Origin of the sequence: Pseudomonas proteolytica, from assembly GCF_007858275.1 — a bacterium.
Taxonomy (GTDB): domain Bacteria; phylum Pseudomonadota; class Gammaproteobacteria; order Pseudomonadales; family Pseudomonadaceae; genus Aquipseudomonas; species Aquipseudomonas proteolytica.
On sequence record NZ_VFEV01000017.1, the window covers coordinates 60,690 to 86,770 of the forward strand.

31 protein-coding genes are annotated in these 26,081 nt (G+C 61.2%); 29 read left to right on the forward strand and 2 right to left on the reverse strand.

What is annotated here, in order from left to right:
* The first annotated feature begins 159 nt into the window (after positions 1-159).
* The 14 genes from FIV38_RS14110 (at position 160) to FIV38_RS14175 (ending at position 11,667) form a co-directional block, all read left to right on the forward strand.
* A complete protein-coding gene (locus tag FIV38_RS14110) occupies positions 160-960 on the forward strand; it encodes a GTPase (RefSeq protein ID WP_092234946.1) in 801 nt (266 codons plus the stop codon).
* Positions 961-1,043: 83 nt separating this feature from the next.
* The gene (locus FIV38_RS14115) at positions 1,044-1,406 is read left to right on the forward strand and encodes a DUF3085 domain-containing protein (RefSeq protein ID WP_092234943.1); all 363 of its coding nucleotides are present in this window, start codon (positions 1,044-1,046) and stop codon (positions 1,404-1,406) included.
* A gap of 143 nt (positions 1,407-1,549) precedes the next feature.
* Positions 1,550-2,392, forward strand: a complete 843-nt coding sequence (locus FIV38_RS14120; protein ID WP_028622303.1) for an adenine nucleotide alpha hydrolase family protein — start codon at positions 1,550-1,552, stop codon at positions 2,390-2,392.
* Between the two features lie 319 nt (positions 2,393-2,711).
* Positions 2,712-3,263: an STY4534 family ICE replication protein gene (locus FIV38_RS14125; protein ID WP_092234940.1), complete on the forward strand. Its 552-nt coding sequence runs from the start codon at positions 2,712-2,714 to the stop codon at positions 3,261-3,263.
* A gap of 263 nt (positions 3,264-3,526) precedes the next feature.
* The gene (locus tag FIV38_RS14130) at positions 3,527-4,354 is read left to right on the forward strand and encodes a DUF932 domain-containing protein (RefSeq protein WP_092234937.1); all 828 of its coding nucleotides are present in this window, start codon (positions 3,527-3,529) and stop codon (positions 4,352-4,354) included.
* Between the two features lie 322 nt (positions 4,355-4,676).
* Positions 4,677-4,949, forward strand: coding sequence for a hypothetical protein (locus FIV38_RS14135; RefSeq protein WP_092234934.1), 273 nt, complete (start codon positions 4,677-4,679; stop codon positions 4,947-4,949).
* A gap of 133 nt (positions 4,950-5,082) precedes the next feature.
* Positions 5,083-5,391 (forward strand): hypothetical protein, encoded by a 309-nt coding sequence (locus FIV38_RS14140; RefSeq protein ID WP_092234931.1) that lies wholly within the window; start codon positions 5,083-5,085, stop codon positions 5,389-5,391.
* A 244-nt stretch (positions 5,392-5,635) separates the two neighbouring features.
* Positions 5,636-6,220: a PFGI-1 class ICE element type IV pilus protein PilL2 gene (gene pilL2, locus FIV38_RS14145; protein ID WP_169870711.1), complete on the forward strand. Its 585-nt coding sequence runs from the start codon at positions 5,636-5,638 to the stop codon at positions 6,218-6,220.
* The gene (locus tag FIV38_RS14150; protein WP_028622307.1) at positions 6,217-6,873 is read left to right on the forward strand and encodes a hypothetical protein; all 657 of its coding nucleotides are present in this window, start codon (positions 6,217-6,219) and stop codon (positions 6,871-6,873) included. Before pilL2 ends, FIV38_RS14150 begins: the two co-directional genes overlap by 4 nt.
* Positions 6,874-6,882: 9 nt before the next feature.
* On the forward strand, positions 6,883-7,626 hold the full coding sequence (locus FIV38_RS14155) for a TIGR03759 family integrating conjugative element protein (RefSeq protein ID WP_028622308.1): 744 nt from the start codon (positions 6,883-6,885) through the stop codon (positions 7,624-7,626).
* Positions 7,605-8,192, forward strand: a complete 588-nt coding sequence (locus FIV38_RS14160; protein ID WP_028622309.1) for a transglycosylase SLT domain-containing protein — start codon at positions 7,605-7,607, stop codon at positions 8,190-8,192. The genes FIV38_RS14155 and FIV38_RS14160 overlap by 22 nt, the downstream gene beginning before the upstream one ends.
* Entirely contained in the window at positions 8,189-8,740 is a 552-nt protein-coding gene (locus tag FIV38_RS14165) for an integrating conjugative element protein (protein WP_092234928.1), read from the forward strand. The genes FIV38_RS14160 and FIV38_RS14165 overlap by 4 nt, the downstream gene beginning before the upstream one ends.
* A gap of 10 nt (positions 8,741-8,750) precedes the next feature.
* Positions 8,751-10,925 carry a type IV conjugative transfer system coupling protein TraD gene (gene traD / locus FIV38_RS14170; protein ID WP_092234926.1) on the forward strand — a complete coding sequence of 725 codons (2,175 nt, stop codon included), beginning with the start codon at positions 8,751-8,753 and terminating at the stop codon, positions 10,923-10,925.
* Positions 10,918-11,667, forward strand: a complete 750-nt coding sequence (locus FIV38_RS14175; RefSeq protein ID WP_092234923.1) for a TIGR03747 family integrating conjugative element membrane protein — start codon at positions 10,918-10,920, stop codon at positions 11,665-11,667. Before traD ends, FIV38_RS14175 begins: the two co-directional genes overlap by 8 nt.
* Before the next feature lie 15 nt (positions 11,668-11,682).
* Here FIV38_RS14175 and FIV38_RS14180 read toward each other — a convergent pair whose 3' ends face one another.
* Positions 11,683-12,972, reverse strand: a complete 1,290-nt coding sequence (locus FIV38_RS14180; protein ID WP_167362631.1) for a type II toxin-antitoxin system HipA family toxin — start codon at positions 12,970-12,972, stop codon at positions 11,683-11,685.
* A complete protein-coding gene (locus FIV38_RS14185; RefSeq protein ID WP_024718120.1) occupies positions 12,969-13,292 on the reverse strand; it encodes a helix-turn-helix domain-containing protein in 324 nt (107 codons plus the stop codon). Before FIV38_RS14185 ends, FIV38_RS14180 begins: the two co-directional genes overlap by 4 nt.
* Before the next feature lie 376 nt (positions 13,293-13,668).
* On the opposite strand from FIV38_RS14185, the gene FIV38_RS14190 reads away from it, so the two are divergent.
* The 15 genes from FIV38_RS14190 (at position 13,669) to FIV38_RS14260 (ending at position 26,072) form a co-directional block, all read left to right on the forward strand.
* Positions 13,669-14,025, forward strand: coding sequence for an integrative conjugative element protein, RAQPRD family (locus FIV38_RS14190; protein WP_092237365.1), 357 nt, complete (start codon positions 13,669-13,671; stop codon positions 14,023-14,025).
* Positions 14,022-14,255, forward strand: a complete 234-nt coding sequence (locus tag FIV38_RS14195) for a TIGR03758 family integrating conjugative element protein (RefSeq protein WP_092234917.1) — start codon at positions 14,022-14,024, stop codon at positions 14,253-14,255. Before FIV38_RS14190 ends, FIV38_RS14195 begins: the two co-directional genes overlap by 4 nt.
* 16 nt (positions 14,256-14,271) lie before the next feature.
* On the forward strand, positions 14,272-14,634 hold the full coding sequence (locus FIV38_RS14200; RefSeq protein ID WP_092234914.1) for a TIGR03745 family integrating conjugative element membrane protein: 363 nt from the start codon (positions 14,272-14,274) through the stop codon (positions 14,632-14,634).
* A 10-nt stretch (positions 14,635-14,644) separates the two neighbouring features.
* Complete coding sequence (locus tag FIV38_RS14205; RefSeq protein WP_092234911.1) at positions 14,645-15,046, forward strand: TIGR03750 family conjugal transfer protein; 402 nt, start codon at positions 14,645-14,647, stop codon at positions 15,044-15,046.
* Positions 15,043-15,735: a PFL_4703 family integrating conjugative element protein gene (locus FIV38_RS14210; RefSeq protein WP_092234908.1), complete on the forward strand. Its 693-nt coding sequence runs from the start codon at positions 15,043-15,045 to the stop codon at positions 15,733-15,735. Before FIV38_RS14205 ends, FIV38_RS14210 begins: the two co-directional genes overlap by 4 nt.
* Entirely contained in the window at positions 15,732-16,640 is a 909-nt protein-coding gene (locus tag FIV38_RS14215) for a TIGR03749 family integrating conjugative element protein (protein ID WP_092234904.1), read from the forward strand. Before FIV38_RS14210 ends, FIV38_RS14215 begins: the two co-directional genes overlap by 4 nt.
* Positions 16,630-18,066 carry a TIGR03752 family integrating conjugative element protein gene (locus tag FIV38_RS14220; protein ID WP_092234901.1) on the forward strand — a complete coding sequence of 479 codons (1,437 nt, stop codon included), beginning with the start codon at positions 16,630-16,632 and terminating at the stop codon, positions 18,064-18,066. The genes FIV38_RS14215 and FIV38_RS14220 overlap by 11 nt, the downstream gene beginning before the upstream one ends.
* Positions 18,047-18,481, forward strand: a complete 435-nt coding sequence (locus FIV38_RS14225; RefSeq protein ID WP_092234898.1) for a TIGR03751 family conjugal transfer lipoprotein — start codon at positions 18,047-18,049, stop codon at positions 18,479-18,481. The genes FIV38_RS14220 and FIV38_RS14225 overlap by 20 nt, the downstream gene beginning before the upstream one ends.
* Positions 18,481-21,345, forward strand: coding sequence for a conjugative transfer ATPase (locus FIV38_RS14230; RefSeq protein ID WP_092234896.1), 2,865 nt, complete (start codon positions 18,481-18,483; stop codon positions 21,343-21,345). Before FIV38_RS14225 ends, FIV38_RS14230 begins: the two co-directional genes overlap by 1 nt.
* Positions 21,346-21,361: 16 nt before the next feature.
* A complete protein-coding gene (locus FIV38_RS14235; RefSeq protein ID WP_092234893.1) occupies positions 21,362-22,105 on the forward strand; it encodes a DsbA family protein in 744 nt (247 codons plus the stop codon).
* Between the two features lie 174 nt (positions 22,106-22,279).
* Entirely contained in the window at positions 22,280-22,777 is a 498-nt protein-coding gene (radC, locus tag FIV38_RS14240; protein ID WP_092234890.1) for a RadC family protein, read from the forward strand.
* 194 nt (positions 22,778-22,971) lie between these two features.
* A complete protein-coding gene (locus FIV38_RS14245; RefSeq protein WP_092234888.1) occupies positions 22,972-23,391 on the forward strand; it encodes a TIGR03757 family integrating conjugative element protein in 420 nt (139 codons plus the stop codon).
* Complete coding sequence (locus tag FIV38_RS14250; protein ID WP_092234885.1) at positions 23,388-24,323, forward strand: TIGR03756 family integrating conjugative element protein; 936 nt, start codon at positions 23,388-23,390, stop codon at positions 24,321-24,323. Before FIV38_RS14245 ends, FIV38_RS14250 begins: the two co-directional genes overlap by 4 nt.
* A gap of 10 nt (positions 24,324-24,333) precedes the next feature.
* Positions 24,334-25,725, forward strand: a complete 1,392-nt coding sequence (locus FIV38_RS14255) for an integrating conjugative element protein (protein ID WP_092234882.1) — start codon at positions 24,334-24,336, stop codon at positions 25,723-25,725.
* Complete coding sequence (locus FIV38_RS14260; protein ID WP_092234879.1) at positions 25,722-26,072, forward strand: hypothetical protein; 351 nt, start codon at positions 25,722-25,724, stop codon at positions 26,070-26,072. Before FIV38_RS14255 ends, FIV38_RS14260 begins: the two co-directional genes overlap by 4 nt.
* Positions 26,073-26,081: the final 9 nt, after the last annotated feature.

The window sequence follows — 26,081 nt, forward strand, 5'->3', positions numbered from 1 at the left end:
CGGCACCATCCCAGGTAGTCGAGACCTTCAAGACTTCGGTGCGGCTTTGCGCGCTGGTCACTGTACTCCCTGATGCACGCAGCATCTATTTACTCACCCCCCAAGGGATACCCTCCCTTGCGGGCAGGAGTCCCTTGTTTTCCTCAAAGGAGTCTCCCCATGGATCACTCATCCATTCGCACGCAGATACCAGCGTTGGTGTCGGCCCATGTTCCGCGCAATGTTCGCAGCTTCAAGTTCCGCATCTACGAAGACCTTCCGCAGGAATCCTCGCTCGGCTTCCGTATGGACCCGCAGCCCTTCGAGGGCAAAGTTGTCGCCAAGACCGATCAGGTCATTGTGATCAAGACCGGTCGTGCCGAATTCGCCGTACTGGATCGCCACCAGGTGAGCCAGGAGCCCGACGAAGGTATCAAGGTACAAGTCCAACCCTATGTCCGTCGCCGCTTCGACGGTCTTCGCGCGGATACGCCCGAAGAGCGCACAGAAGTGGCCTCGGACGGCACTCCCTACACGGTGAAGACACACATTCTCGGATCAGCACCGGCCAAGTTGCCGGCTCCTGAACTGCGTTGCCCGGAGTTGCAGGAGCTCGTTCATCAACTGGAGCAACTGCCCGCTCCCGATGGTTTCCGGCGCATCACCCACCTCCTGGTGGATGCCGAGGCCAGGGATTTCACCTGGGTTGACCCGTTACCCAACAACATCATCGAGACGCCACCCGCGATCAGCTTCACGGTCTCCACGGAGAAATTCCAGGGCCGCGTCACGGTGCTCTATGACCGTGCTGGCGACCATTACGCCGTGGAGTTGCGCCACGCTGATGAACTCATCCAGCGCGTGGACGAGGTGTACTTCGACATGCTCGGCGAAACGCTGGAACACCTGATCGACGACGGGCATTGGCGGCAGATCCAGGTGGAAATCCTGTCGGACGGGCGCAAGCCGATTCGGCACTGATCAGTCGGCCAACGCCACTCCTTACCTGTCCAGCTTCCTGCCTTCTTGGCGGGAAGCATTTTCCTCAAGCAATGGAGATCACCATGTTGCGATTCAAAGGTACAAATTTGCGTCCCGTGCTGGCCGAGGCTATCGCTCACAAGGGCCGCCTCATCCTCGCCAAGGATCATGGGGTGTATTTCCTGGCCGAGTTCGGCGAGCGTACACCCGATGGGCAGCAAAAACTGCTGGCCTACGCCGTTGGCTGCGATCCCGACATCGATCCGTTCGATAACTGGTGGGAACTCGCCCGCACCGAGCTTGGCGGGGATGACTTCGGGGAGTTTCTTGATCCCCACGATGTTGTCTTCACCCGCATCCTCAACAGTGAAGACGATCTTGAATTGTCGGCCACGCCGATACAGCTTTCGCTGCGAGCCGTTGCGTCCAAGCCAGGTAAAGGCTAGCTCACCACCTGATCACAAAGCCTCCATCCGGGGGCTTTTTCTGAACAGCGGCCATGTGACCGCATGCCTGTCTCTCGTTCCTTTCACAAGGAGCGCCCTCTGCCGTCGGTGCCCGCCGGCACGCCAGCCTGGAGACAGCCCACATGCGCGACCCGTTCAAGATCGACCAGCCCACCTGTATCAGTTTCAGCGCTGGTCGCACCAGCGCCTACATGCTGTGGCGAGTGTTGCAAGCCAATGCGGGCCGGCCTATCGATACCGTGGTCTGCTTCGCCAACACCGGCAAGGAAGTGGAGGCCACGCTGCGTTTCGTGCGCGAGTGCAGCATACGGTGGCAGGTGCCGATCCAATGGCTCGAATACCGCGATGCGTTGCCCGGCTTCGCGGTGGTCGATTTCGCAAGCGCCAGCCGGCAAGGCGAACCCTTCGAGGCGCTAATCCGCAAGCGCCAGTACCTGCCCAACCCGGTAGCTCGGGGCTGCACCACCTCCCTGAAAATCCGTGCAATGCACAAGTTCGTACGCAGTTTGGGCTGGACCGATTGGGATCAGTTCATCGGCATCCGGGCTGACGAGCAGCGCCGCGTGGCGAAGATCAGGACGCGCGGTCATTCCACAGAGTCCAGCAGAGAGACGATGTGCATGCCGTTGGCCGAGGCTGGCGTGAGCGTGCGCGAGGTGACCGCCTTCTGGCAGGCCCAGCCCTTCGATCTGGAATTGCTGACCGTGAACGGCCGCACGCTCGAAGGCAACTGCGACCTGTGCTTTCTCAAGCCACAGGGACAGCGGCTGGCACTGATCAAGGCCAAACCGGGGTCCGCCGTCTGGTGGATACGTATGGAGTCTTTGAATCTTGCCAGCAAACCCAGCGGCGCGCGCTTTCGCAACGATGGCCCGACCTATGCCGACTTGGCCCGATTCGCCGCCCACCAGCGCGACATGTTCGATTCCGACAAAGAGTCCATCGCCTGTTTTTGTGGTGACTGAACAATGGGGATGCGCGCCAGTACCGATTTCCGGTAGCGGGCACATCGCACGGGTGCCACGTTACAGCCATGTTCCGCTGACGTTGTCAGCAACATGCCCAGGTGGTCACGATCTTCAAGACTACGGCGCGGTTCCGTCCGCGTTGATCAATCCAGTTCGCACTCGGCATCCCAGATGCGAACGCCCATCGAGTCTTCGATGGTGATGCCAATCTAGTTGTACCGGATCCCAGGATCCATCAACCCACGCGGGGGTTACACACCTCCCGTCCGGGTCGGTGTGTCTCCGCACTCTTGTCCTTCAAGTCTGGAGATTCACCATGACCACTTCATCCGAAAAAACCTTTTTTGATCTTCACATCACCGGCCTCGGTTATCTCAATCGCGTTCGCGAAGTGAAGCCAAAGAAAGGTGATCCGTTCCTGGCCTGCGATATCGCAGCGCTCAATGGTCCGAGCGACGACGTCTCGTACGTGCGTTTTGATACGCGCGTTTCGGGCTCGGAAGCACAACATCTGGTTCGTCGCTGCATCGAGGCCGTCGAGGCTGAGAAGAAAGTGATGATCGGGTTCCGACTCAGCGACCTGTGGGCCGACACCTTCACTTACTCCAAAGGTAAACGTGCAGGCGAACAGGGCGTGAGCTTCAAGGCCCGTCTGTTGTTCATCAGTTGGATCAAGGTCGACAGTGCTTTGGTTTACAAAGCCGAGCCGAAATCGACCAAGGCCGATGAAAGCGAATCGCAAGCCCCTGCGGCTTCCGAAACGCCTGTCACCCAGGAAGCACCCGGCTCGGAAACCTCCGAGCCTGTCGCAGAACCTGTCGACGAAGCCACCGATGCGCAAGCACCAGCACTGGCCGAGTCGTTCTAATCCGTAACGCCGGGGTGGTCCTTCGATTCAACCCTCGTGGGGTTGACTTCGGGCCGACATAAGCCCCGGCCTTCCTTCATTGCCTGAATGGGTTATTACGCCAATGGCGTATCCATCCGCATCGGTACGACCGACATGCAGATGGGTTTCTCCCTGCCAATTTTCGTCCAGCCCCTGCATTGCAGGGCTTTTGTCCTATGCACTCGTGTTCGCCTGGCTCCATGCCAGTCGTTGCCGGCTGCTCAATTTTCAAGGAGTTTGTCATGCAACTTGCATCTCGTTTTGCATCACGTTCCCCAGTGCTACGTGCTGATCATCCGCTGTCCGATGACCAGATCCGCGCAATCGCCCCTTCCATCTTCGCGGAAAACCCGCATGAAAGCCGTTCCGAGCGGTACAGCTACATACCGACCTGCGCTGTACTGGCGAAACTACGCGATGAAGGGTTCGAGCCCTTCATGGTGTGCCAGACCCGCGTGCGTCACGAAGACCGTCGTGAATTCACCAAGCACATGCTCCGGCTTCGTCATGCGAGCCAGATCAATGGCAAAGAGGCCAATGAAATTATCTTGCTCAATAGTCACGACGGCACGAGCAGCTATCAGATGCTGGCTGGCATGTTCCGCTTCGTCTGCCAAAACGGTCTGGTGTGCGGCAACATCGTCGGCGACGTCCGTGTGCCTCACAAGGGCAACGTGACGGAACATGTCATCGAGGGCGCCTATGAAGTCCTGCGTGGCTTCGACCAGGTACAGGACTCCCACGAAGCCATGCGAGCTATCACGCTCGACGATGGCGAAGCAGAGGTCTTTGCGCGCTCGGCACTGATGCTCAAGTACGACAGCCCGGACAAGGTGCTGCCGATCACTGAAAGCCAGGTGTTGGCGACACGCCGGTTCGATGACCAACGCACGGATCTGTGGTCGGTGTTTAACCGAGTACAGGAAAATCTGGTCAAAGGAGGTCTGTCTAGTCGGACCGCCAACGGTCGCCATCAACGCACACGCCCTGTGCAAGGCATCGATCAGAACGTGCGCCTCAATCGGGCGTTGTGGTTGCTGGCCGAAGGTCTGCGGCAACTCAAAGCTTGACCGCACGCTGACTGCGCCCACTCCGGGCAGAGTCCGCGGTTCTCACACATCGTTCCTGCCAGAGCGTTCTTCAATCCCCAAGGGGCTGTACTGGCCTCGCGGGCTGGTGCCGTCCCTGCTTCTTCGAAAGGACATCACCATGCCTCATGTATCCGCCATCCAACCGCTACTGCGCATCGACGAATACCCAGACCTGATGGCCGACGGCTGTGCTAGTGATGTTTGTCTCCCGGTAGCCCTCGTGTCGCCTCAATCCACAATCGGAAGCAACCGCCTGTTCAAAGGTAGGCGATCGATTTCTTCATCCCAAAGGAGCTTTACCATGAACCTTCGATACCTTCCACGTCTGCGCTCCGCGCGGCCCTCCTCTGCCCCCAGGTTTTCAAGCGGCCCCCTGAAGCTCAGCGACAGAATGCAGTCGCTGGACAGCAAGGGACTGATCGCCCCCCAACGCTTTCTGCATCGCCATTTGCACGGTGACTGGGGCGAACTTGATGAGTCTGAGCGCCGTGCCACCAGTGCTGCTCTTGAGTCCGGGGGCATTGCCCTCACGCTATCAAGTGACGCCACGATTGGCGTTGGTGGTTATCACTGACGAGCAACGCAGTCTCACGATCATTCAATTACTCGTCGAGGCAGTTGCACCCTGAAGGCCGAGATTGTCGGTTTATCCACCTGTTGGGGCCCATCACCCCAAGGGTGCTGTGGTCCTCAACAAGGAGACTTCCATGGCACATTCATCCAGAAACCACCGCCGCCACTCCAAGCTGCTGTTTCCGGTTGGCGCGTTGATCTTCAGCAAGGGCGTCGATCGCCTGATGCGTGAAGGTCGCCTTGATCCAATGCCGTTCTTTCAACGTCATGCGCATGGCGACTGGGGCCAGGTTTCCGACGAGACCTGGTACGCCAACAACGCCGCGCTGAAGATCGACGGGCAGCTCAATTCATTCTACGTGGTCACCCGCGAAATCCGCCTTAGCATCATGTCCGAGGCCGACCGCAGTGCCACCATGATCCGGCTACCGTCGGAACGCTGAGGCCGCTCTTGCAATTATCTACCGACTTCCGGTCGCCAGTACCGGTCAGTCACTTTTTTCACCGCCCCGGGGCCTAACTCGGCCCCTGCCCCCCCTGCCCCCCCTGTCCCCCTTGGCCTAAGGCAGAGTTTCCGAGCGAGGTCAAAGGCATGATCAATCTGGTGACTCGGCGAATCCTATTGTTTGCTGATACACCGGCCTTGTGAGGCGATGGTGTCGGTTCCACGCTCCAGAGAACTGACCGATGCCAGCATTCAGCCAAAATCACCCCAGCAGGGTCTTACTCTGCCTGCTGATGACAGCCGCTCTGGCCAGTTGCACGACGGCATCCGCTCCGACTCCACCCACTTCGGTTGAACCCGCAGAGAAAGGTCCCAGCACGTCCACGCGCGGGGTGCCGGAGTTCATCTCAGTGGTGCGTTATGGTCGGTACACCCTGGTCGAGTTGGCTCCGGTATCAGCGCAACAGGACCTGCTGCTTCAGGTCGTCGACGTGACCGTTCCCGGCACACGCACAGCCACCGTTGGGGACGCCCTGCGTCATGTCCTGCTCCGTTCTGGCTACCAGTTGTGTTCCAGCAGTGATATCGCAGCGCTGAATGCGCTCCCGCTACCGGCTTCGCACTACCGACTGGGCCCGCTGTTATTGCGTGATGCCCTGCTCACGCTGGCCGGTCCTGCCTGGGATCTGGAGGTCGACGACGGCGCACGCCGGATCTGCTTCACACGCGCAGTGCAGCCCACCACCGGTGGTGCACTTCCCCAATCCGGACCGGTCGCCCCTGTCGACATAGCGCGGCCTCCATTGAAAACGGAGGCCAGGCCATGAGGGGATTTCAATCCACCCCAGGCGACTCCCTCAGCATGCTGTTACGTGCGGCCAGCATCGCATGGCTGACCCTCATCAGCGCAGCCACGATCGTCAACCACGTCTCGCTGTCGAGTCTGGCCACCCAGGCCAGAGCCAACGCTCAGGCCAGCCAGGTTGTTGCCCTGGAAACCCGTCTGACTGAGCTGAGCCAGCGCCTCGACTCATTGCAGAAACAGCCTGTCGCCTTGACCCAAGCCCATTATGAGGCTGATAGCAAAGCTCTTGCCCAACGGATGACCGCCGTTGAAAGCGGGCTTGATCAGCGTCTGACAGCAGCCAGCCTTTCCTCCCTGGAAACACGCATCGACCAATTGACCAGTCGTCTGGATAAACCCAACCAGACGACTCCAGTATCGGTACGCGCCCGTGTGATACACCCGACAAAACCGACCCAAGCAGCGAGCCTACCGTTCACGGTTATGGGGACCGAGCTTCGCGGCGGCGAACGATTCCTGTCGATCCTGCCAACCGGCACTACCGCCTTTTCCGAGATACGCGTCCTGCGTCCCGGTGAGACCGACAGCGGCTGGCGCCTGCAAGCCATCGATGGCCAGACCGCCGTGTTCCAGCGCGAGAACGGTGGCCAGATGCACCGATTGACGCTGCCATAGGGGCTCCGGATGAACAGCAATCTTGTTTTCCGCGCGTTAACGCTGAGCCTGATCGCCTTCTTTAACTCTCCGGTGATCGCACAGAACGCTCTCACGATTGCCTCCACCGTCGCGCCCAGCGAGGAACAAACAGCGACCTCACGCGTCAGCGACGAACAACAGGCCCGTGACTGGGGGTTGCACACGGAAGAATGGGCTCGCTATCGCCAATTAATGCAGGGACCGCTGGGCCTCTTTTCGCCCAACCTCGACCCATTGACCGCACTTGGCATCGAAGCGCGCTCCGACAAGGAGCGCCGTCGCTATGCCGAGTTGCAGGTTCAGGTTGAAGCCCGCCGCGCCGAAAAGACGCTGGCATACCAGCGGGCCTACGACACCGCCTGGCAACGTCTACACCCGGGCATGCAACGTGTCACCCTGCCCGGCCATACTCCAGGCAATTCCTCCACCACCGTCAACAGCACGGACCGCATCGCCGTGTTCATCAAGGACGGCTGCGCGCCATGTGGCCTGGCGGTTCAGCAGTTGCAGGCATCTGATGTCGGCTTCGACCTCTACATGGTCGGCAGCCGCGCCAACGACACGCTCATTCGCGACTGGGCGAAGCGAGCCAGCATCAATCCAGATCGCGTACGCAACGGTTCAATCACGCTCAACCACGATGCCGGACGCTGGCTGTCTTTGGGCCTGCCGGGGGACCTGCCTGCCGTTGTGCGGCAGGTCAATGGCCAATGGCAACGGCAACGGCAATGACCCGCTGGCGTCATCTGCTCGTGGTACTGGGCTGGATGACCATCATCGCCCCCGCCGGCGCGCAGGACGTACCGCCTCCGGCGTACCAGATCGCCGCGCACCGAGCTGGCATTCCCTCTGCGGTGCTGTATGCGGTGGCGTTGCAGGAGAGCGGCCTGCAACGCGATGGCCGGCTGGTGCCGTGGCCCTGGACCCTGAATGTGGCGGGCGTATCGCGCCGTTTCAGTTCCCGCGCCAAAGCATGTACGGGTCTGCAAAAGGCGCTGCGGGAGGCTCCCCCCACACGGGTCGACGCCGGCCTCGGCCAGGTCAACCTGGGTTATCAGAAGCACCGCTACCCGCAGCCCTGCGATCTACTCGACCCGTATCGCAACCTCGCTATCGCAGCGGAAATTCTGCGCGAACAGCACACCGACGGCGAGGACTGGCTGCTCGCCATTGGACGCTACCACCGCCCGGCAGGCGGGGCAGCGGCTGCCCGCTACCGCATGAGTGTGCACAAGCACCTGCAGCGCGTGCTCGGCGGCGCCCTCGCTGAAAACTCCCCCAGGAGAAAACCACTATGAAGCTCCATCTTCCTCTGCGAATCGCCGCCCGATCGCTGTTCGGCCTGCTATGCCTGGCCACCGGGGGAGCGCTCGCAGACGCCGCCTCGTTGATCGTGGTCGAAGATCGTGGCGGTGTTTCGGCATGGCCCTACTACCAATCACTGAATCTGCGACCCCACCAGGACCAGCCGTTAGCCCCGTCCCTCGCCGCACCTCATCCGTCACAGCAACGTTTCAACGAAACAGACATGCTGCCGGTTCGTTCCGGACGCCTGTCGCCGGGGGAGGAGCCGCGCAGGGTCATCCAGGCCCCCGGGCTGCGGCCAATGTTTCTGGTCGGCGATGACGACCGCTCGCGCCAATGGTTACGCGAGCGTGCAGCAATCCTGGGCGAATTGAATGCGGTCGGCTTGGTCGTCAACGTGGCATCTGCAGACGCACTTGCCACCTTGCGCGGGCTGGCCCCGGGCCTGACACTATCGCCGGTATCGGGCGACGATCTCGCAGAACGTCTGGGGTTGCGCCATTACCCCGTGCTGGTCACTGCCACCGGCATTGAGCAGTGAGCCACTCGCCATGGCCCAGCCTCATGCGGTGGAAGTCCTGCTACGGCCAGCGGTGGAGCTGTACACCGTGGCCGTCTGCGCCGTTGCCGCGCTTCTGTGCCTGGTGGCGCCATGGTCGCTGGCGTTAAATCCACTGCTGGGCCTGGGATCAGCCCTGGCGTTCCTGCTGTTTGGCATTATTCGGCTCCGTGAGGCATGGTTCATCCTGCGCTATCGGCGCAATGTCCGCCGTCTGCCGAAGTACGTGATGACCAGCCGTGCTGTGCCGGTCAGTCAGCAGCGCCTGTTCATCGGCCGAGGGTTTCGCTGGGATCAGCGGCACACGCATCGGCTGATGCAAACGTACCGCCCCGAGTTTCGTCGTTATGTGGAACCCACGGCCGCCTACCGCATCGCCCGCCGTTTGGAAGAGCGGCTGGAATTCGCACCCTTTCCACTCTCAAAACTTGCCCGACTGACGACCTGGGACAGCCCATTTAATCCGGCGCGGCCGCTACCTCCAGTCGGTGGCATGCCGCGCCTGCATGGCATTGAACCGCATGAGGTGGACGTCACGCTGCCGCTGGGGGAACGGGTTGGGCATTCACTCGTCCTGGGCACCACGCGGGTGGGCAAAACAAGACTCGCCGAGCTGTTCATCACCCAGGACATCCGGCGGCGTAACGCAGCCGGCGAGCATGAAGTGGTCATCGTCTTCGACCCCAAAGGCGATGCAGACTTGCTCAAGCGCGTGTATGTCGAGGCCAAACGCGCCGGACGCGAAGGCGAGTTCTATGTTTTTCATCTTGGCTGGCCGGATATCAGTGCGCGCTACAACGCCGTGGGCCGGTTTGGCCGCATCAGCGAGGTGGCCACGCGCATTGCCGGCCAACTCTCCGGCGAGGGCAACTCTGCGGCGTTTCGCGAGTTCGCCTGGCGTTTCGTCAACATCATCGCCCGTGCACTCGTCGAGCTGGGGCAGCGGCCCGACTACCTGCTGATCCAGCGGCATGTAGTGAACATCGATGCCTTGTTCATCGAGTACGCCCAGCACTACTTCGCGAGCAACGAACCGAAGGCGTGGGAAGTCATTGTGCAGATCGAGGCCAGGCTCAACGACAAGAACACTCCCCGCAACATGATCGGCCGCGAGAAGCGCGTCATTGCGCTCGAACAATACCTGTCACAGGTCAGGGTCTACGATCCGGTGCTGGACGGGCTCAGATCTGCGGTACGCTATGACCGCACCTACTTCGACAAAATCGTCGCCTCGTTGCTGCCCCTGCTGGAAAAACTCACGACCGGCAAGATTTCTCAGTTGCTGGCCCCGGACTATGCCGATCTGGCCGACCCCCGTCCCATTTTCGACTGGATGCAGATTATCCGGAAGAAGGCCGTGGTGTATGTGGGCCTGGACGCACTCTCGGATGCCGAGGTTTCAGCCGCCGTGGGCAACAGCATGTTCAGCGACTTGGTGTCGGTCGCTGGACACATCTACAAGTTCGGTATTGACGATGGTCTACCCGGCACGGCGTCTGGGGTCAAAGTACCGATCAACGTGCACGCCGACGAGTTCAACGAACTGATGGGTGATGAATTCATCCCCATGGTCAACAAAGGCGGCGGTGCCGGTCTCCAGGTCACCGCCTACACGCAAACGCTCAGTGACATTGAAGCGCGTATCGGCAACCGCGCCAAAGCCGGCCAGGTGGTCGGTAACTTCAACAACCTGTTTATGTTGAGGGTGCGGGAAACTGCGACCGCCGAATTACTCACGAAACAGTTGCCCAAGGTTGAGGTGTACACCACCTCACTGATGAGCGGCGCCACCGACAGCTCCGACATTCACGGCAAGACCGATTTTACCAGCAACACCCAGGACCGCATCACGACGACGAGTGTGCCCCTGCTCGAACCCGCCCATGTTGTCGGCCTGCCCAAGGGGCAGTGCTTTGCACTGATCGAAGGCGGCAACCTCTGGAAGATTCGCATGCCGCTGCCGGCACCCGACCCTGACGAAGTGATGCCCAGGGACCTGCAGCAGCTTGCTGGGTACATGCGCCAACACTACGTCGAGGCGGGTGACTGGTGGGACAGCAAAGCACTACCGGGCCTGCAGGATGCCCCCCTACCTGATGACCTGCTTGACGGGTTCCGGCATATGGCGACCGCCGAAACGACTGCTGAGAGGCGCAACCGTGAGTGACCCGGCCAACACAGCGCAGCGCCAGCAGACCCAACAGCAGGGTTTGATCACCGGCATCATCACGCTGCCATTCCGGTTTGTGGGCGTGCTGTTGGGGTCTTTGTTTCTGTCCATCGTGATCGAATGCGTGGGTATGCACCTGTTCTGGGCCGATCAAGGCTGGCGGCACGCGCAAGGCATGCTGGACTATGAACTGACGCAACTCTCACAACACTTCACACGCAGCGCCGTGGTGCAGGAACCGGGACAAACGGCGTCCTGGTTGGTAGAAACGGCTTACCAATGGGTGTTCGTCAAAAGCGGGCTCATCGACTGGATGCGCGATACATCCGCCAAGGCCAGTTCACCCAGCCAGGGAGCGGGTCGGGATTTCCGTTTTTATCTGAGTCAGGTTTATGTGTACCTGGAGAACTATCTGATCGCCAGTGCGTACACGCTACTGGTGTTCCTCGTCCGGCTGCTGGTGCTGGTACTGACCATTCCGCTATTTCTGATGGCAGCATTCGTCGGTCTGGTCGATGGCCTGGTGCGGCGGGACATCAGGCGCTTTGGTGCGGGCCGTGAGTCCGGCTTTGTCTACCACCGGGCAAAGGCCAGTCTGATGCCGCTCGCCGTCATGCCTTGGGTCCTTTACCTGACCCTGCCCGTCAGCGCACACCCGCTTCTTCTCTTGCTTCCCTGCGCAATTCTGTTAGGTGCCGCAACAGACCTCGCAGCAGGCAGCTTCAAAAAATACCTATAAGTGCTGACCGGTATTTCAGGCCAGTAATGCCTGCGCCGCCTCCATTTGCTCGTGCTCAAACGCTGGAGCAAAATCGTCCAACTCGCTCGCTTGCAACCCCACCACAGCACTGAGCGCAATCTGCCGCCAGTCCAGCACGGCGTCATACACTTCTGCCAGCACGGCCAACGCATCCTCCCGACTCAACGAAAAATAGGTGCTCCGCGCCAGCAGCATCTCAAGATCGGTGATCGGTCCATCCTCCTCCGACAGCCAGGTTTTCGACTCTCGCTCTTTGTCCGGGAAGGGATTGACGTCGAATGCCGGTGCCAGCCGCCAGAGCCCCTTTTCCACATGAAGAAAGCCATGGTTCTGCAGGTGGTCATCCACATTGGTGATCAGTAGGTTAAAAACCAGTCGCCGCCACAGCTGCTGCACATCTGCGGTCGGTGCATGCCCCACGGAACGGATAGCATCGGCAATTTCGGTATAGCTTCGATCCTCTTCGCGCGACGCCTGCAGCAAAGATGCGGCGGACTGGTATGGAATACGCCCATCAGCACCATCGCGATCGAAACGGCGGATGATAGCGACCGGTACGCCATCCAGCTCTATGATACGGGCCGGCGCGGCATTGATACCTGCTTGTTTTGCCAAGCATAAGGCCAGCACTTCGCCGCGCGTCACGCTACGGGCGTCGCCCACGCTTGGGAATTTTCCAATGGCGAGTGCACCATCCTCATCAACCACCGTGCTCTTGGGGCGCATCCCGCCGAGCGATGTGCCTTTGCCCTGAAGGTAACGCAAATCTTCAGTGCTTTCCTGACCTTTCTCAACTGCCCGGCTGGCTTGGTAGATGCGCTGCAATTCCAGCAGTGGCGGTGTAGCGCGCCGTCCATCTTCAATAGTCCGGCAATATTGTTCATTCTGATCGCGCAGTCTCAGCGCGCCGATCCGGCTGAAATCGTCAACCGCCAGCAGGTAGTCCATCTCTGTCAGCGACGCGAGCGATGGATTACCCTTACGACGCTTGGCATGGTCACGTGCGATGACCCGACGTCCCCAAGCGTCCGGTGCTGTATCGGCAATGGCGAAATGAAAGACCGAATCGTGAGCTGAGGGAGCTCTACGTGGCTGATAACCCGAGATCAGGCTGAGATCGGCAGAAACATTGAACCCATCCTGATTCCCCAACCATCCCTGCTCATAGGCAAAGGTGGTGTTCTCGCGGCGCCCCTGCTTGACGTAAATAAGAGTGCCAACAGGTATTTCCGCCTTACCAAGACAGACCTGGACTTGCTGGCGAACTGAAGTAACCGATTTCATAATGCCCCCGATGCCGGCGGTTTACTGCGTACACGTTTAGGCAATTGTTCATCCATCAGCGTCAGCCCGATGTCGTCGTGCGCCGTATCCAGCAGGTTGGCCAGCGCCTGTACCTCACCGAACACGTGCAAGGCGCGGGCGAAGAAATGAATAGGCACCCGCATATCCCCTTTCTCCATGCGCCGAACAGTGGATACAGAAGCCCCCATTCGCTCTGCAAGCGAGGCCTGTGAAATCCGTCGACGCCTGCGTGCAAGCTCAATGTCGCTGCCGAGCTTGCGGAGCGCCCGCTCGACGGGTAACGGCAGTGGTGTACTCATTTATCATCCTCATAGGAATTCTTAAGGCCATTATCAGCTCCCATGAGAACAATTACCTCATGTCTCGTTACTGTTGTCAATAAACATCCCACGGGAGCGCTAGTAAGCGATTAGCAGTCCAATCAGAATGCTAAAGTGAAATCTGAAAATATATCAGCCCTTAGCGTCCACGATTTCGATACGCAGAGACACAGATGAAGAGATAGCTGTTCTGCGATGAAACAGTCGCCCATACCACTCTCTTCAGAATGCACAACGCAACACCACCGAAAAATGTATGTAAGGAAAGTGGTGAGGAGTAACTCCCCATTGTTTGCGGCTTTCCACCAGCCATCCCCGCAGCATCGAGCCGTTCGAGTCCATCGGAAATGGCGCAATGGCAAGGTTTCACAATTCGGCTTACGCATGGCGACGTCCGGTCGTAGCGTTGCTGCTCACCAGTATCTTCATCACTCAGCTCGCCGCCGCCGCTGACGATGGGTATGAGCGTGAACACCTGGCCGCCGTCGCCCGCCAGCTCGACCTGCTTGACCGTCTGGCCAAACAATCCGCCAGCACCGCCCCCGAGTCACGCTCCCGCTATCACTTCGACTATCGGCGTCTGGACGCCGACCTGCAGCGCATGCGGTCGAGCATCGACGATTACCTGTCGCCCCAGCGTGCACAGCCACGCGATCCCTCTGTACTGCTTGGCGATTACCGCCAGGACGCCGAACAGGGGGATGACCAATGAACGCCAACCAGCTTGCCGCCTTTCAGGCCAATGCAGGCTTCACTCCCTCTGCTGTCGCCGGCGTACTACTCGGTGTCGTGTTCGCAGTCCTGCTGCTGTGGGGCGTATGGGCCCTGCGCACAGCCTATGTCGGCTGGTCGGAACAGCGGATTTCCCAGCGTCAGTTCCTCGGCGTTGCGGTGAGGTTTATCGCGATGTACGTCGTGCTGACTTTTTTCCTGCTCTCCTAACGCAAAGGCGCACATCATGAACCCGCTCTCGCATCGCTTGCATTCGGTACGTATGGCCGTCCTGGCCTCGGCATCCACACTCGTCATGCTGCCATCGCTTGCCCAGGCCGATCTCCCAACCCTGGAAGACCCGTCACGGGGCACGGGCTCGGGCATCATGGAGACGCTGCGCAATTACGGTTACGACATCGTGATGCTCGTCGCCTTGCTGGTGGTCGCCTCGATGTTTGTCGGCGTCTGCTACCACGCCTACGGTACCTATGCAGAGATCCACACGGGCCGCAAAACCTGGGGGCAATTCGGCCTGACGGTGGCCGTGGGCGCCGTCCTGCTGGTCGTTGGTGTCTGGCTGCTCACTGAAGCCACCGGCGTGCTCTAGGAGTCATGCCATGAGCACGCATCAGGACATTCGGCCTGACGGGACGGTGGTGTTTCTTCCACACCGTCTCAACCGTCACCCCGTGGTCGTCCGCGGCCTTACCGCAGACGAGCTGTGGATCTGCGCCGGGCTGTCGGCAGCAGGCAGTCTGGTGGTAGGCGTGCCGCTGGCCTTTGTGTTTTCGACGATTGCCATCGTGCCCACGGCCATCATGCTGGGCATCGCTGCCGGGGTGTTTGCAGGTGGAGGCATGCTGCGTCGCCAGAAACGTGGCAGACCCGACACCTGGCTGTATCGCCAACTGCAGTGGCGGATCGCACAGCGTTATCCAGCCTTAGCCGCTTTTGTGGGCGCGCACGCCCTGGTGATCAGCTCGGGTTCTTGGAGCACGCGCAGGACCAAGGCAGCGTGAGCCGGTTCAAGAACGAAATTACCCACCTCCAGTCGCACATCAGGACCCTACGACTGGGGCTTGGCGCACTACTTGTCATCGTCTTGGTGATGGGCGGCGGCTGGTGGAGCGCACCGCGTGACCTGACCGTGCACGTCCCCCCCGACCTGCGCTCCGGCAGTACCCGGAAGTGGTGGGAAGTGCCACCCGAAAGCGTCTATGCCTTCTCTTTCTACATCTGGCAGCAACTCCAGCGCTGGCCCACCAACGGTGACGAAGACTATGCGCGCAACATCCATGTACTGGCGCCCTACTTTACCCCCGCCTGCCAGACCTTTCTGCGCAACGACTATGAATACCGCCGTACGGCAGGTGAGTTGCGTCAGCGGGTACGAGGCCTCTATGAGATCCCGGGGCGCGGCTACGGCGAGAACCCGACCCAGCGGGTGAAAGTCGTCTCTGACCGCGACTGGATCGTCACGCTTGATGTGACGGCGGATGAATACTACGGTGCCGAGCAAGTCAAGCGGGCCCTTGTTCGCTACCCCCTCAAGGTCGTACGGGTGGACGTCGACCCCGAGCGCAACCCTTTCGGCCTGGCCCTGGACTGCTACAGCGGCGCACCGCAACGCATCATCAGCCCCGACCCTGTCACACCTGCCAGAACCACGCCGGGCGGGCTGGGTGGCGCTATGGGAGAAACGCCATGAAACACCTGCTCTGTGCCTTCAGCCTGCAGCTCACCGTTGTGCTGTCGCCGGCAGTCCACGCCGTGGAGATCCTGCGCTGGGAGCGCCTACCCCTGGCGGTTTCCCTGGTCGTGGATCAAGAGCGGATCGTGTTCATCGACCGCAACGTCCGCGTGGGGGTGCCTGCCTCGCTCACCGGACGCCTGCGGGTACAAAGTGCCGGTGGTGCGCTCTATCTGCGCGCCAGTGAGCCCATCGAACCAACACGCCTGCAACTGCAGGATGATGACAACGGGACACTGATCCTGCTGGACATCGCGGCCGAGTCCGCTGTGGCAGGCCAGGCGGCGATGGAGCCCGTGCGTATTGTTGAGACTGAGGGCCCGACTCAACGCTACGGCGAGGCGCAGACATCCCAGGCTTCTGATGGCAGCGCCGAGACGACCAGCCCACCTCGTGCTGCCCATGAAACACCCGTGCCCGTGGTGCTGACCCGCTACGCCGCGCAGAACCTGTACGCACCGCTGCGCACAGTCGAGTCCGTTCCCGGCGTGGCACGCGTGAACCTGCGCCGCCATCTGCCCCTGGACACGCTGCTGCCCACCCTGCCCGTTCAGGCCAGAGCCATCGCCGCCTGGCGGCTGGATGATCTGTGGGTGACCGCCGTCAGGTTGGCCAACAGGTCGACCCGCTGGCTCGCCCTGGATCCGCGCGAACTGCAGGGTGATTTCATGACCGCAACGTTTCAGCATTCAGCCCTGGGCCCTGTCGGTACCCCGGAAGACACCTCGGTGGTTTACCTGGTGACCCGAGGGCATGGCGTGGCCGAATCTCTGTTGCCGAGGGTGAGCCCGATCAATGCGGTGCTGAACCTGCCGTCCCCCTCAACGCCAACCCCGAAGGACGGAGCTCGTCATGAAAGGTAATGGCCTGCTGAAGTGGCTGATGGTGCCCATGGCGCTCTTGCTGGTGTTCGTCGGAATCAAGTTGTTTTCCGGCGATCACGGCCAACCGGCCCATGACGGCACTCCCCGGCTGACGTCGCAAGAGGCAAAGGCACTGGGTATCGAGGGCGATACGCCCCGCGACACCGTGGCGACGCTGGTAGGTCAGGTCAAACAACTGCGTACCGAATTGCAGGGTGCGATGGCGGACAACAAAACGCAGAAGTCTGAAAACGAGCGGTTGCGTCAGCGTGAAGGCTCAATTGACCGGCGCATCCAAAGTGCGCTGGAGACTGAACGCAACCAGTTGCGCAACGACCGCGAACAGGTCTCCGGCGAGCGGCAGCAAGCCCAGGGCCTGCTGCAGGATCTGCAGCGCCAAATCGAAGGGCTGTCCAGTCAGCGTGGTGATGCCGACCTTCCCATCGGTCTGGGCCTGCAACCCGGGGACGGCGATGGACTCGGCAGTGACGGTATTCACTGGATTGAACCGGACGATGCCAGGCGCGATGGCAAAAGTAGCGCCTCCGGCAAGCGCGACAGCTTCAGCTTCCCCACCCGTTTCGGGCCCGCGCAGAAGACGCTGGAAGCGACCCGGGAGACCATCGTGGAAGCTGGCAGCAAGGCGGCGGGTGTATCCACCGCAACGCCGGTTTACACCGTACCAACCAACGCGACGCTGATGGGTTCGATTGCGATGACTGCCTTGATCGGGCGCGTGCCAGTGGACGGTACGGTGAATGACCCCTACCCGTTCAAGGTCCTCATTGGTCCCGACAACCTCACCGCCAACGGCATCGACCTCCCCGAGGTGGCCGGCGCGGTAGTCAGCGGTACCGCATCAGGCGACTGGACGCTGTCCTGCGTGCGCGGCCAGGTCCGCAGTGTGACGTTCGTGTTCCATGACGGCACCATCCGCACTGTGCCCGAAGAGGGCGAGCGCGGTGGCAACCGGCAGCAGGACAACAGGGGCAGCAACGCTACCCAGGAGGGTCTGGGCTGGATCAGCGATTCCTATGGCATCCCGTGCGTTTCAGGTGAACGCCGCAGCAACGCCCAGCAGTACCTCGGCAGTCAGGCGCTGATTACGGCGGCGGGTGCCGGGGCCGCATCGCTGATCAAATCGGACAATGACAGCGTCGCCGTGGCGGCCAACAACAACGGCTCAATGGGCACCGTGGGTATTACCGGCAACGAAGCGGTGGGCCGCATCCTCGCGGGCGGTGTGCAGGACATGTCGCAGTGGGTGAACAAGCTCTACGGCCAGGCCTTCGCCGCCGTCTACGTCAAGCCCGGCGCCCAGGTCGCCGTCCATCTCGAACAACCCCTCACCATCGACTACGCCCCCAAAGGTCGTCGCGTCGATCACCGTTTAGGAGGCGCTCCCCATGCGCAGGATCTGGATTAACGGCCTAACGGTCCTCATGGTGGCCGCGGCCTTGGCCGGCTGCTCGACCAGCAAGGAAAAGATGCTGCCGCATGACGGCAACACCATGCTCGATATCTGGAACGAGGAGACCGGAGGTGCCGCGCGTGGCGGGCAGAGTGCCCAGCAGTTGCTGGACGCCCGGCAGTCGCTGCGCCGGTCACTCACGCAAGACGATGTGAACGCTGCGCCGACTGTCAACGCAAGCTATACCCGCACCGCGCAGAACGAGATCTACCGGCAGTTCCACCGCCTGCCCAATCCGGACCTTGTAATGTACGTCTTTCCTCATCTGGCAGGCACTGATCCCGCTCCCGTTCCCGGGTACACAACCGTCTTTCCCCTGTACCAGCGGGTCCAGTACGCCATGTCCGGTGAGCGGGTTGAGGATTACTGATGCGCTGGCCATTCTCCCGCGTACCTGAGGCGGCTCAGGCAGACAGGCCAACCCCGGATGCCTGGGAGCGCCATGTTGCCGAACTGCAAGCGCACGGTATTCCGGTACCGGGCAAGATCGGCGTCCGGAGGCAGCGTTCCGCAACACAGGCCGACGAGCAGGCGCTTTATGACGTCGCGCCCTCGTTTGCCGATCTGTTGCCCTGGGTCGAATACCTGCCCGATTCAAAATGCATGCTGCTCGAAGACGGCGTCTCCGTCGCGGCATTTTTTGAGTTGATACCCGTCGGTACTGAGGGTCGTGAGGCGGCCTGGCTTGCCCAGGCGCGCGACGCCCTGGAAAACGCACTACAGGACAGTTTCGATGAACTGGATGACTCGCCCTGGGTGATGCAGCTCTACGCTCAGGACGAGACCGACTGGAACCCGTACCTTGCCTCCCTGCGCAGTTATCTCCAGCCACGGGCACAGGGCAGCGCCTTCAGCGAGTTCTACCTGCGCTTTTTCGGTCACCATCTGCGGGCCGTTGCCAAGCAGGGCGGCCTGTTCGAGGACCGCACAGTCACCAAGTTACCCTGGCGCGGCCAAACGCGCCGCGTCCGCCTGGTGGTGTATCGGCGTGCTGGGAGTACGCGCGCCCGACGCGGGCAATCCCCCGAGCAGGCATTGAATGTCATTTGCGACCGGCTGCTCGGGGGTCTGTCCAATGCGGGCATACGCGCCCGTCGCCTGCAGGCGGCAGATATTCATGCCTGGCTGGTACTCTGGTTCAACCCTCGGCCGACAATGCTCGGCCCCACGTTAGAAGACCGCGAACGCTTCTACCGCCTCACGTCCTATCCGACGGAGTCCGAACCCGGCGAGCTGGAACTGGCCAGTGGTACGGATTTCGCGCAGCGCCTGTTTTTCGGCCAGCCCCGCTCTGACGTCGAAAACGGCCTGTGGTACTTCGACGACCTGCCCCACCGGACCGTTGTTGTCGACCGGTTGCGCACGCCGCCCAACACCGGGCACATCACCGGGGAAACCCGCAAGGGCGGTGATGCGATCAATGCCCTGATGGATCAGATGCCCGAAGACACCGTGATGTGCCTGACGATGGTCGTCACGCCGCAGGACATCCTCGAGGCGCACCTGAATCACCTGGCGAAAAAGGCAGTTGGTGAAACCCTGGCCTCGGAACAGGCATTGAAGGACGTCCAGCAGGCGCGCGGGCTGATTGGCAGTGCACACAAGCTGTATCGCGCCTCGCTGGCGTTCTACCTGCGGGGTCAGGACGTGGCAGACCTCGATACCCGCGGTCTGCAACTGGGCAACGTCCTGCTCAACGCGGGCCTGCAACCGGTACGCGAAGAGGATGAAGTCGCGCCGCTCAACAGCTACCTGCGCTGGTTGCCCTGTGTCTATGACCCGGGCAACGACAAACGTCAGTGGTACACGCAGCTCATGTTCGCGCAGCATGTAGCGAATCTGGCACCGACCTGGGGGCGCAGTGCCGGCACCGGCCGCCCCGGGATCACCTTCTTCAACCGTGGCGGCGGCACGATCACCTTTGATCCATTGAACCGACTCGACCGCCAGATGAATGCGCACCTGTTCCTGTTTGGCCCCACCGGTTCAGGCAAGTCGGCCACGCTCAACAACATTCTCAACCAGATCACCGCCATCTACCGGCCACGGCTGTTCATCGTGGAAGCCGGTAACAGTTTTGGCCTCTACGGTGAATTCGCCGCGCGCCTGGGGCTGTCGGTGCATCGTGTCAGGCTTGCTCCTGGCGCAGGCGTGAGCCTTGCGCCGTTCGCGGACGCCTGGCGCCTGGTCGACACGCCCAGCCAGGTCCAGACACTCGATGCCGACGCGCTCGATGAAGAATCCGCCGAGGGCGATGCCAGTGGTGACGAGCAACGTGATGTGCTGGGTGAACTGGAGATCACCGCACGATTGATGATCACCGGCGGGGAGGACAAAGAGGAAGCCAGGATGACCCGCGCCGATCGCAGCCTGATCCGCCAGTGCATCCTCGAGGCCGCCCATCACTGCGTGATAGAAAAACGCACGGTACTGACCCGTGATGTACGCAATGCGCTGCGCGAACGCGGTCGTGATTCGACGTTACCCGAGACACGCCGTACCCGTCTGCTGGAAATGGCCGATGCGATGGACATGTTTTGCCAGGGCGTCGATGGCGAGATGTTCGACAGGCCGGGGACGCCCTGGCCGGAGGCCGATATCACGGTTGTTGACCTGGCGACGTTCGCGCGCGAGGGCTACAACGCGCAGCTGTCGATTGCCTACATCTCGCTGATCAACACCGTCAACAACATCGCCGAGCGCGACCAGTTCCTCGGCCGCCCGATCATCAATGTCACCGATGAAGGTCACATCATCACCAAGAATCCGCTGCTCGCGCCCTACGTGGTCAAGATCACCAAGATGTGGCGCAAATTGGGCGCCTGGTACTGGCTGGCAACGCAGAACCTGGACGACCTGCCGAAAGCCGCCGAACCCATGCTCAACATGATCGAGTGGTGGATTTGCCTGAGCATGCCCCCGGACGAGGTGGAGAAGATTGCCCGGTTTCGCGAACTGAACGCCTCGCAGAAGGCCCTGATGCTGTCCGCGCGCAAGGAAGCCGGAAAATTCACCGAGGGGGTAATTTTGTCAAAATCAATGGAGTTGCTGTTCCGTGCGGTACCGCCCAGCCTGTACCTGGCGCTGGCAATGACGGAACCCGAAGAGAAGGCCGAACGTTTTCAATTGATGCAGCAGCACGGCATCAGTGAACTGGAAGCCGCGCTACGGGTTGCCGAGCAGATCGACCGGGCGCGGGGCATCGAGCCGCTGCGCTACGACCTGTTTGATTGACGTCGAGGAGCCCGCCATGCCTTCGCCCACTCTTCTCCTCGACCGTCGCTGGTCGTGCGGAGTCTGGCTGCTGGGCTGGGTGATTGCTGGCCTGCTCGTGCTCTGGCTTTGGTCGTGGGCCAACCATGAGACAACCCACACGTCGGACGCCACCGCTGCGCAGCACCCGGCCGGCCCACCCTGGCGCTATGGACGCACGAATGCGCGCTTCACCATTGTCGAATACGCCGACCTCGAATGCCCCTACTGCAAGACCTATGACCCCATCCTGCGGCATTGGATCGACCAGCACCCGGAGGTGAATCTGCAATGGCACCACCTGCCGCTAGCCATGCACGAGCCGGCAGCGACTCGACAGGCGCGTCTGGCCGAATGCATCGGCGAGTCCCACGGCCATGATGCGTTCTGGCAAGCCATCAGCTGGATCTACCAGCATACCCGCAGCGATGGCCAGGGCCTGCCGCCCGATACCGAGTACCCCGGCCAGGACCCCACCGTGCAAGCCTGCCTCGCCAGTAAGCGGCCCGACACCATCATCCAGGCGCAGGCCAACGAAGCACGCCATGGCGGCGTGAGCGCCACCCCGACCCTGCACCTGATCGACCACCACAGCGGCCAGTCACTGATCCTGGCCGGCCCGGCCGAAGGCGACGCGTTACTGTCAGCCTTGGACCTATTGGTTGCCAACGGTACAGCGCCAAGCACAGCACAACCTCATCACCAAATACCTGCCGACGTCGTCGGCGACATGCCCAGATAGCCCGCAGTCTTCAAGGCTATGCCGCGGTTTCGACCGCGTTGACTGCACGCCAGTTCGCCACGCATCCCCGAGCGAACGGCCATCCGCGCAAGCGGTGGCGGATGCCTATCGTCACTGTCCCCGGAGGGTCCGCCCTCCAGGGACGGCTGCCTCCAATTCCTAAAGGAGGTTCCCATGTCCACATCCCTCGCCATGATCAGTGGTAGCGCTTCACTCGGTCCCGTCTTCACACCGGAGGACGATAAAATCATCGAACAGGCATTGCTCATCCTTGAGCAGCGAGTGTTCACTCGTGGCCCCTCGCTGCAAATCCCGGAAGATGTGCGCAACTTCCTGCAGCTGAAAATCGCAGCACAGCCGCATGAGGTCTTTGGCGCCGTGTTCCTCGATTCGAAGCATCAGGTGCTGGCCTACGAGCCTTTGTTCCAAGGCACTATCGACAGCGCCAGCGTCTATCCACGGGTGGTGCTCAAGCGCTGTATGGACTATAACGCCGCCGCTCTGGTGCTCTGCCACAATCATCCTTCCGGCTGCACTGAACCCAGTACGGCGGACGAAACGTTGACCCAGCGATTGAAGGAGATATTGGGACAGGTCGATATCCGTCTGCTGGATCACTTCATCATCGGGAAAGGCGATCCTTATTCGTTCGCCGAACACGGATTGATCTGATCCTCTTCGCGCCAGCTTGCTGACGCTCCAACCCCCCATCGGAAGCGATGCTTTCGATGGGGCATCTGCGGTCCACGAAATACCGCGATTCATTGGCGCATGGAAACCGGGCACCTCCCATTTCCGATTGTTTGTCGTCGCGTTAAGCGCGATGCGTTGCACTACCGAGGTCACGAACCACCGGATACTGCGCCATGTTGTGTTCTCTTTCCCCCGGCCCGATCAGGTGCCTGGCCTTGGCCATAGCGCTGTGTGCCTCTGCGGCTAGTGCAATGGATATATGGGTCATCAGCGACCGCCAACATCCCGTGCAAGGTACACCTGACCGATTGATCGAGCTGGATGCACCCGCGCGTATTGAAGCCGAACTGTCGACCGATCTTCCAAGTGATGTCCAGCAAGCGTCACTGTTGGTACAGCAGCGCCTCAAGCACGGCGGCCCCACGCTGGAGCAGCGTCTGGCCAGGACCTACCAGGACGTGACCGATGCCTGGCGCCTGGGCATCACCACCCTTCCCGCCATCGTCGTGGATCAACGCTACGTAGTTTATGGCGAGCCGGGCGTCGCCAAGGCGATCGCACGCATCGAGGCCTACCGGAGGACTCAACCATGAAGTGTGCCCGTCTTCGGCGTACCGGCATCGCCACCATTTTGTTGACGGCCGCCTCGTCATCATTCGCGCTCAACACCGCGACCATCGTGTCTTCCACTTTGTCCCCATCGTGCCTGGAATACCGAGTGGTAGGGATCTGCTATTGGCTATTCTGCACGCCGTTCGGCTGCTCGGTGCGGACCTCCACCAAGGTGCGCCACTATATTCCGGATGCCGTGGTTTCGAATTACTCCAACACCGGTGAGAACCCGTGGCTCGAAGTGCGGGCCATGAGCGCACCCAACGTGACGGCCCAGGCAGGCGGCGACGGCACGACTAACCATGACAATGAAAGCAACATGGCGAAGTTCAAGAACGCCGACGTGATCGGTCATCCCGGCGGCCATGTGTTCGGCCAATTTGCCAGCACCTCAGGTTACGCCTGCAAAGGTGCCGGCACGGCGTTCATGCCGTACCTGCTGAGCACGCTCGACACCGTGGCCTGGCGCTACAACGTACCCGAAGCCGTGTACCCAGAGGCCCTGATTCCGGGCATGCGCGAGATCGGCGCGCGCAGCACGTTCAACCTGTGGGGTACCGTCTATCCGCGCGGCGGATTTCTGCATCAGGTCGACGATTACAAGGCCGGCGCCGTGGTCGCCCAACGCGCCGGAGACATCGTCACCCGGCGGGGGCAATTGCATGTCTATCAGCCATTGCTCGCGAACTCGCAGCCCGGTTACTGGCCGGCCGGCGCGCTGGAGGAAAGCAATGCCTTGAGCGGCAAGTGGCAGGAGCTGACGCCGCGTCTTTCCAACAGCTGCGTGGTGTTCCCCCACAGCGAACCACTGACCCAGGCCCAGCAAGGTGATTATGCCTGGGCGCTTTGGCGCCCATACAGCTGTTGCGAACGCCGCGGGCAGACGTTCTTCGGCAGTACAGACTTCAACTGAGGGGAAAACAATGAAGCGTCCTGTCACCCTCTTCCACCCATTGCCGTTGCGGTGGCAGGTGGCCCTTCTGGCCGCCACGCTGGTGCTGGTCAGCAACCTGGTATCGGCCCAAACCGACGGTTTCCAGAACAGCGGCAGCGTGATTGGCGACGACCTCATGTATTCGATTGGTGGCGGCAGCGCGGTATCCATGAGCCGCGCGGCCGGCCTGCATTCTCTCGGTGTGGGCGCAGGCTGGAACAGCAACCTGATGTGCGGCGACATGAACATCAGCACCACGATCCAGAACCAGCTCAACGGCCTCACCAATGGTTTTCAGAACATCATGAGCAGCGTGATCCAGAACGCGACAAGCGCGGTCGCATCGTTGCCGGCGCTGATCATTCAGCGGGCAGACCCCGGCCTCTACAATCTGTTAACCAACGGTATTCTTCAAGCCAGGCTCGATTTTGATCGTTCAAAACTGACCTGCCGCGCGATGGCCGAGAAGATGGCCGACACGGCAGGCGGCCAGATGGGCTGGAGCCAGCTCGCCGAGGGCATGGCGTTGCGCCAGGCGGTGACGAGCACTGACGCGGTGTCGGCCATCGAACAGGCTGAAACCAGCCGGGGCAAGGATGGTGTGCCTTGGGTGGGCGGCGGCAATGCTGGCGGTGCCGGCCAGCCGTCGATCAAAGTGATCAGCGACGTAACGCGTGCCGGCTACAACCTGGTCAATGGCCGCAGTGCAACCGACCCAACATCCATCGACCCGGCGAGCTGCAACAGCCTGGCGTGCCAGACCTGGTCGTCGCCGCAAGCGTCCACCGACTGGGCCACACGCGTGCTCGGCGAACAGGAGCAGCGCACCTGCGAGACCTGCACCAAGACCCAGACCGTGCCAGGCGTCGGGTTGACGCCGCTGATTCAGGAAGAGTACGAGACCAAGCTGGAAACGCTGCAGGAATTGATCAGCGGCGCCCGCCATACCACCGCTGAGAACTTGCGTGCAGCCGGCAGTACATCCTTGCCGGTTACCCGCGGCGTTATCGAAGCCCTGCGTGACGAGCCCGACCAAGATGTCCTCGCCCACCGCCTGGCGTCCGAGGTGGCGCTGGCGTCGGTACTGGAGAAGGCTCTGCTGCTGCAGCGCACACTATTAACCGGCAAGAAAGAACCCAACGTAGCGGCTAACCAATTGGCCGTCGAAGCGGTCAATCATGAAAGCGACACGCTCGACCGCGAGATCCTTAACCTCAAAACCGAACTGGAGATCAGGCGCGAGCTGGCAAACAACTCGCCGATGACGATCATTCAGCGCCATGGTACGCGTGCGTCAGGCTCGCGTGGTATCTACGAGGGCGACCCGGTGCCGGATCGCCTCGACCAGTTACAGCGCTCCCATCCAGGAGGCGCGCCATGAACGCAGCATGGCTGCGGCCGCACTGGCTCTTCAACAAGCGCGTTGCCAGGGCTTTGCTGTGGACGCTGCCGCTCGTTGCGCTGGCAATGACGGCCAACATCGCCGGCCTCTATCTGGTTGGCAGCATTGCCGGCTGGGAGCGCTGGCTGGCAGACGCAGCGGGCTACTTCCTGCTGTGGCGGCTCTGTCTCTACGGGGCGACGGGCTATGGCTGGATGTGGATGCACCGTCGGCTGCTGGCACGCGAGTCGGATGCCTCGACACAGCGCCGGCTGCTACGTACCGAGATCGCCGGCGTCATCGCGATCATCGCACTGGAGGCCAGCCTGCTGATGCAGGCGGTCTAGCGGGAGACG

Excerpts from the sequence above, each read along its gene's own strand:
- FIV38_RS14110 (WP_092234946.1), top strand. The coding sequence starts at position 160 with ATGGATCACTCATCCATTCGCACGCAGATACCAGCGTTGGTGTCGGCC.
- FIV38_RS14115 (WP_092234943.1), top strand. The coding sequence starts at position 1,044 with ATGTTGCGATTCAAAGGTACAAATTTGCGTCCCGTGCTGGCCGAGGCT.
- FIV38_RS14120 (WP_028622303.1), top strand. The coding sequence starts at position 1,550 with ATGCGCGACCCGTTCAAGATCGACCAGCCCACCTGTATCAGTTTCAGC.
- FIV38_RS14125 (WP_092234940.1), top strand. The coding sequence starts at position 2,712 with ATGACCACTTCATCCGAAAAAACCTTTTTTGATCTTCACATCACCGGC.
- FIV38_RS14130 (WP_092234937.1), top strand. The coding sequence starts at position 3,527 with ATGCAACTTGCATCTCGTTTTGCATCACGTTCCCCAGTGCTACGTGCT.
- FIV38_RS14135 (WP_092234934.1), top strand. The coding sequence starts at position 4,677 with ATGAACCTTCGATACCTTCCACGTCTGCGCTCCGCGCGGCCCTCCTCT.
- FIV38_RS14140 (WP_092234931.1), top strand. The coding sequence starts at position 5,083 with ATGGCACATTCATCCAGAAACCACCGCCGCCACTCCAAGCTGCTGTTT.
- pilL2 (WP_169870711.1), top strand. The coding sequence starts at position 5,636 with ATGCCAGCATTCAGCCAAAATCACCCCAGCAGGGTCTTACTCTGCCTG.
- FIV38_RS14150 (WP_028622307.1), top strand. The coding sequence starts at position 6,217 with ATGAGGGGATTTCAATCCACCCCAGGCGACTCCCTCAGCATGCTGTTA.
- FIV38_RS14155 (WP_028622308.1), top strand. The coding sequence starts at position 6,883 with ATGAACAGCAATCTTGTTTTCCGCGCGTTAACGCTGAGCCTGATCGCC.
- FIV38_RS14160 (WP_028622309.1), top strand. The coding sequence starts at position 7,605 with ATGGCAACGGCAACGGCAATGACCCGCTGGCGTCATCTGCTCGTGGTA.
- FIV38_RS14165 (WP_092234928.1), top strand. The coding sequence starts at position 8,189 with ATGAAGCTCCATCTTCCTCTGCGAATCGCCGCCCGATCGCTGTTCGGC.
- traD (WP_092234926.1), top strand. The coding sequence starts at position 8,751 with ATGGCCCAGCCTCATGCGGTGGAAGTCCTGCTACGGCCAGCGGTGGAG.
- FIV38_RS14180 (WP_167362631.1), bottom strand. The coding sequence starts at position 12,972 with ATGAAATCGGTTACTTCAGTTCGCCAGCAAGTCCAGGTCTGTCTTGGT.
- FIV38_RS14185 (WP_024718120.1), bottom strand. The coding sequence starts at position 13,292 with ATGAGTACACCACTGCCGTTACCCGTCGAGCGGGCGCTCCGCAAGCTC.
- FIV38_RS14190 (WP_092237365.1), top strand. The coding sequence starts at position 13,669 with ATGGCAAGGTTTCACAATTCGGCTTACGCATGGCGACGTCCGGTCGTA.
- FIV38_RS14195 (WP_092234917.1), top strand. The coding sequence starts at position 14,022 with ATGAACGCCAACCAGCTTGCCGCCTTTCAGGCCAATGCAGGCTTCACT.
- FIV38_RS14200 (WP_092234914.1), top strand. The coding sequence starts at position 14,272 with ATGAACCCGCTCTCGCATCGCTTGCATTCGGTACGTATGGCCGTCCTG.
- FIV38_RS14205 (WP_092234911.1), top strand. The coding sequence starts at position 14,645 with ATGAGCACGCATCAGGACATTCGGCCTGACGGGACGGTGGTGTTTCTT.
- FIV38_RS14215 (WP_092234904.1), top strand. The coding sequence starts at position 15,732 with ATGAAACACCTGCTCTGTGCCTTCAGCCTGCAGCTCACCGTTGTGCTG.
- FIV38_RS14220 (WP_092234901.1), top strand. The coding sequence starts at position 16,630 with ATGAAAGGTAATGGCCTGCTGAAGTGGCTGATGGTGCCCATGGCGCTC.
- FIV38_RS14225 (WP_092234898.1), top strand. The coding sequence starts at position 18,047 with ATGCGCAGGATCTGGATTAACGGCCTAACGGTCCTCATGGTGGCCGCG.
- FIV38_RS14230 (WP_092234896.1), top strand. The coding sequence starts at position 18,481 with ATGCGCTGGCCATTCTCCCGCGTACCTGAGGCGGCTCAGGCAGACAGG.
- FIV38_RS14235 (WP_092234893.1), top strand. The coding sequence starts at position 21,362 with ATGCCTTCGCCCACTCTTCTCCTCGACCGTCGCTGGTCGTGCGGAGTC.
- radC (WP_092234890.1), top strand. The coding sequence starts at position 22,280 with ATGTCCACATCCCTCGCCATGATCAGTGGTAGCGCTTCACTCGGTCCC.
- FIV38_RS14245 (WP_092234888.1), top strand. The coding sequence starts at position 22,972 with ATGTTGTGTTCTCTTTCCCCCGGCCCGATCAGGTGCCTGGCCTTGGCC.
- FIV38_RS14250 (WP_092234885.1), top strand. The coding sequence starts at position 23,388 with ATGAAGTGTGCCCGTCTTCGGCGTACCGGCATCGCCACCATTTTGTTG.
- FIV38_RS14255 (WP_092234882.1), top strand. The coding sequence starts at position 24,334 with ATGAAGCGTCCTGTCACCCTCTTCCACCCATTGCCGTTGCGGTGGCAG.
- FIV38_RS14260 (WP_092234879.1), top strand. The coding sequence starts at position 25,722 with ATGAACGCAGCATGGCTGCGGCCGCACTGGCTCTTCAACAAGCGCGTT.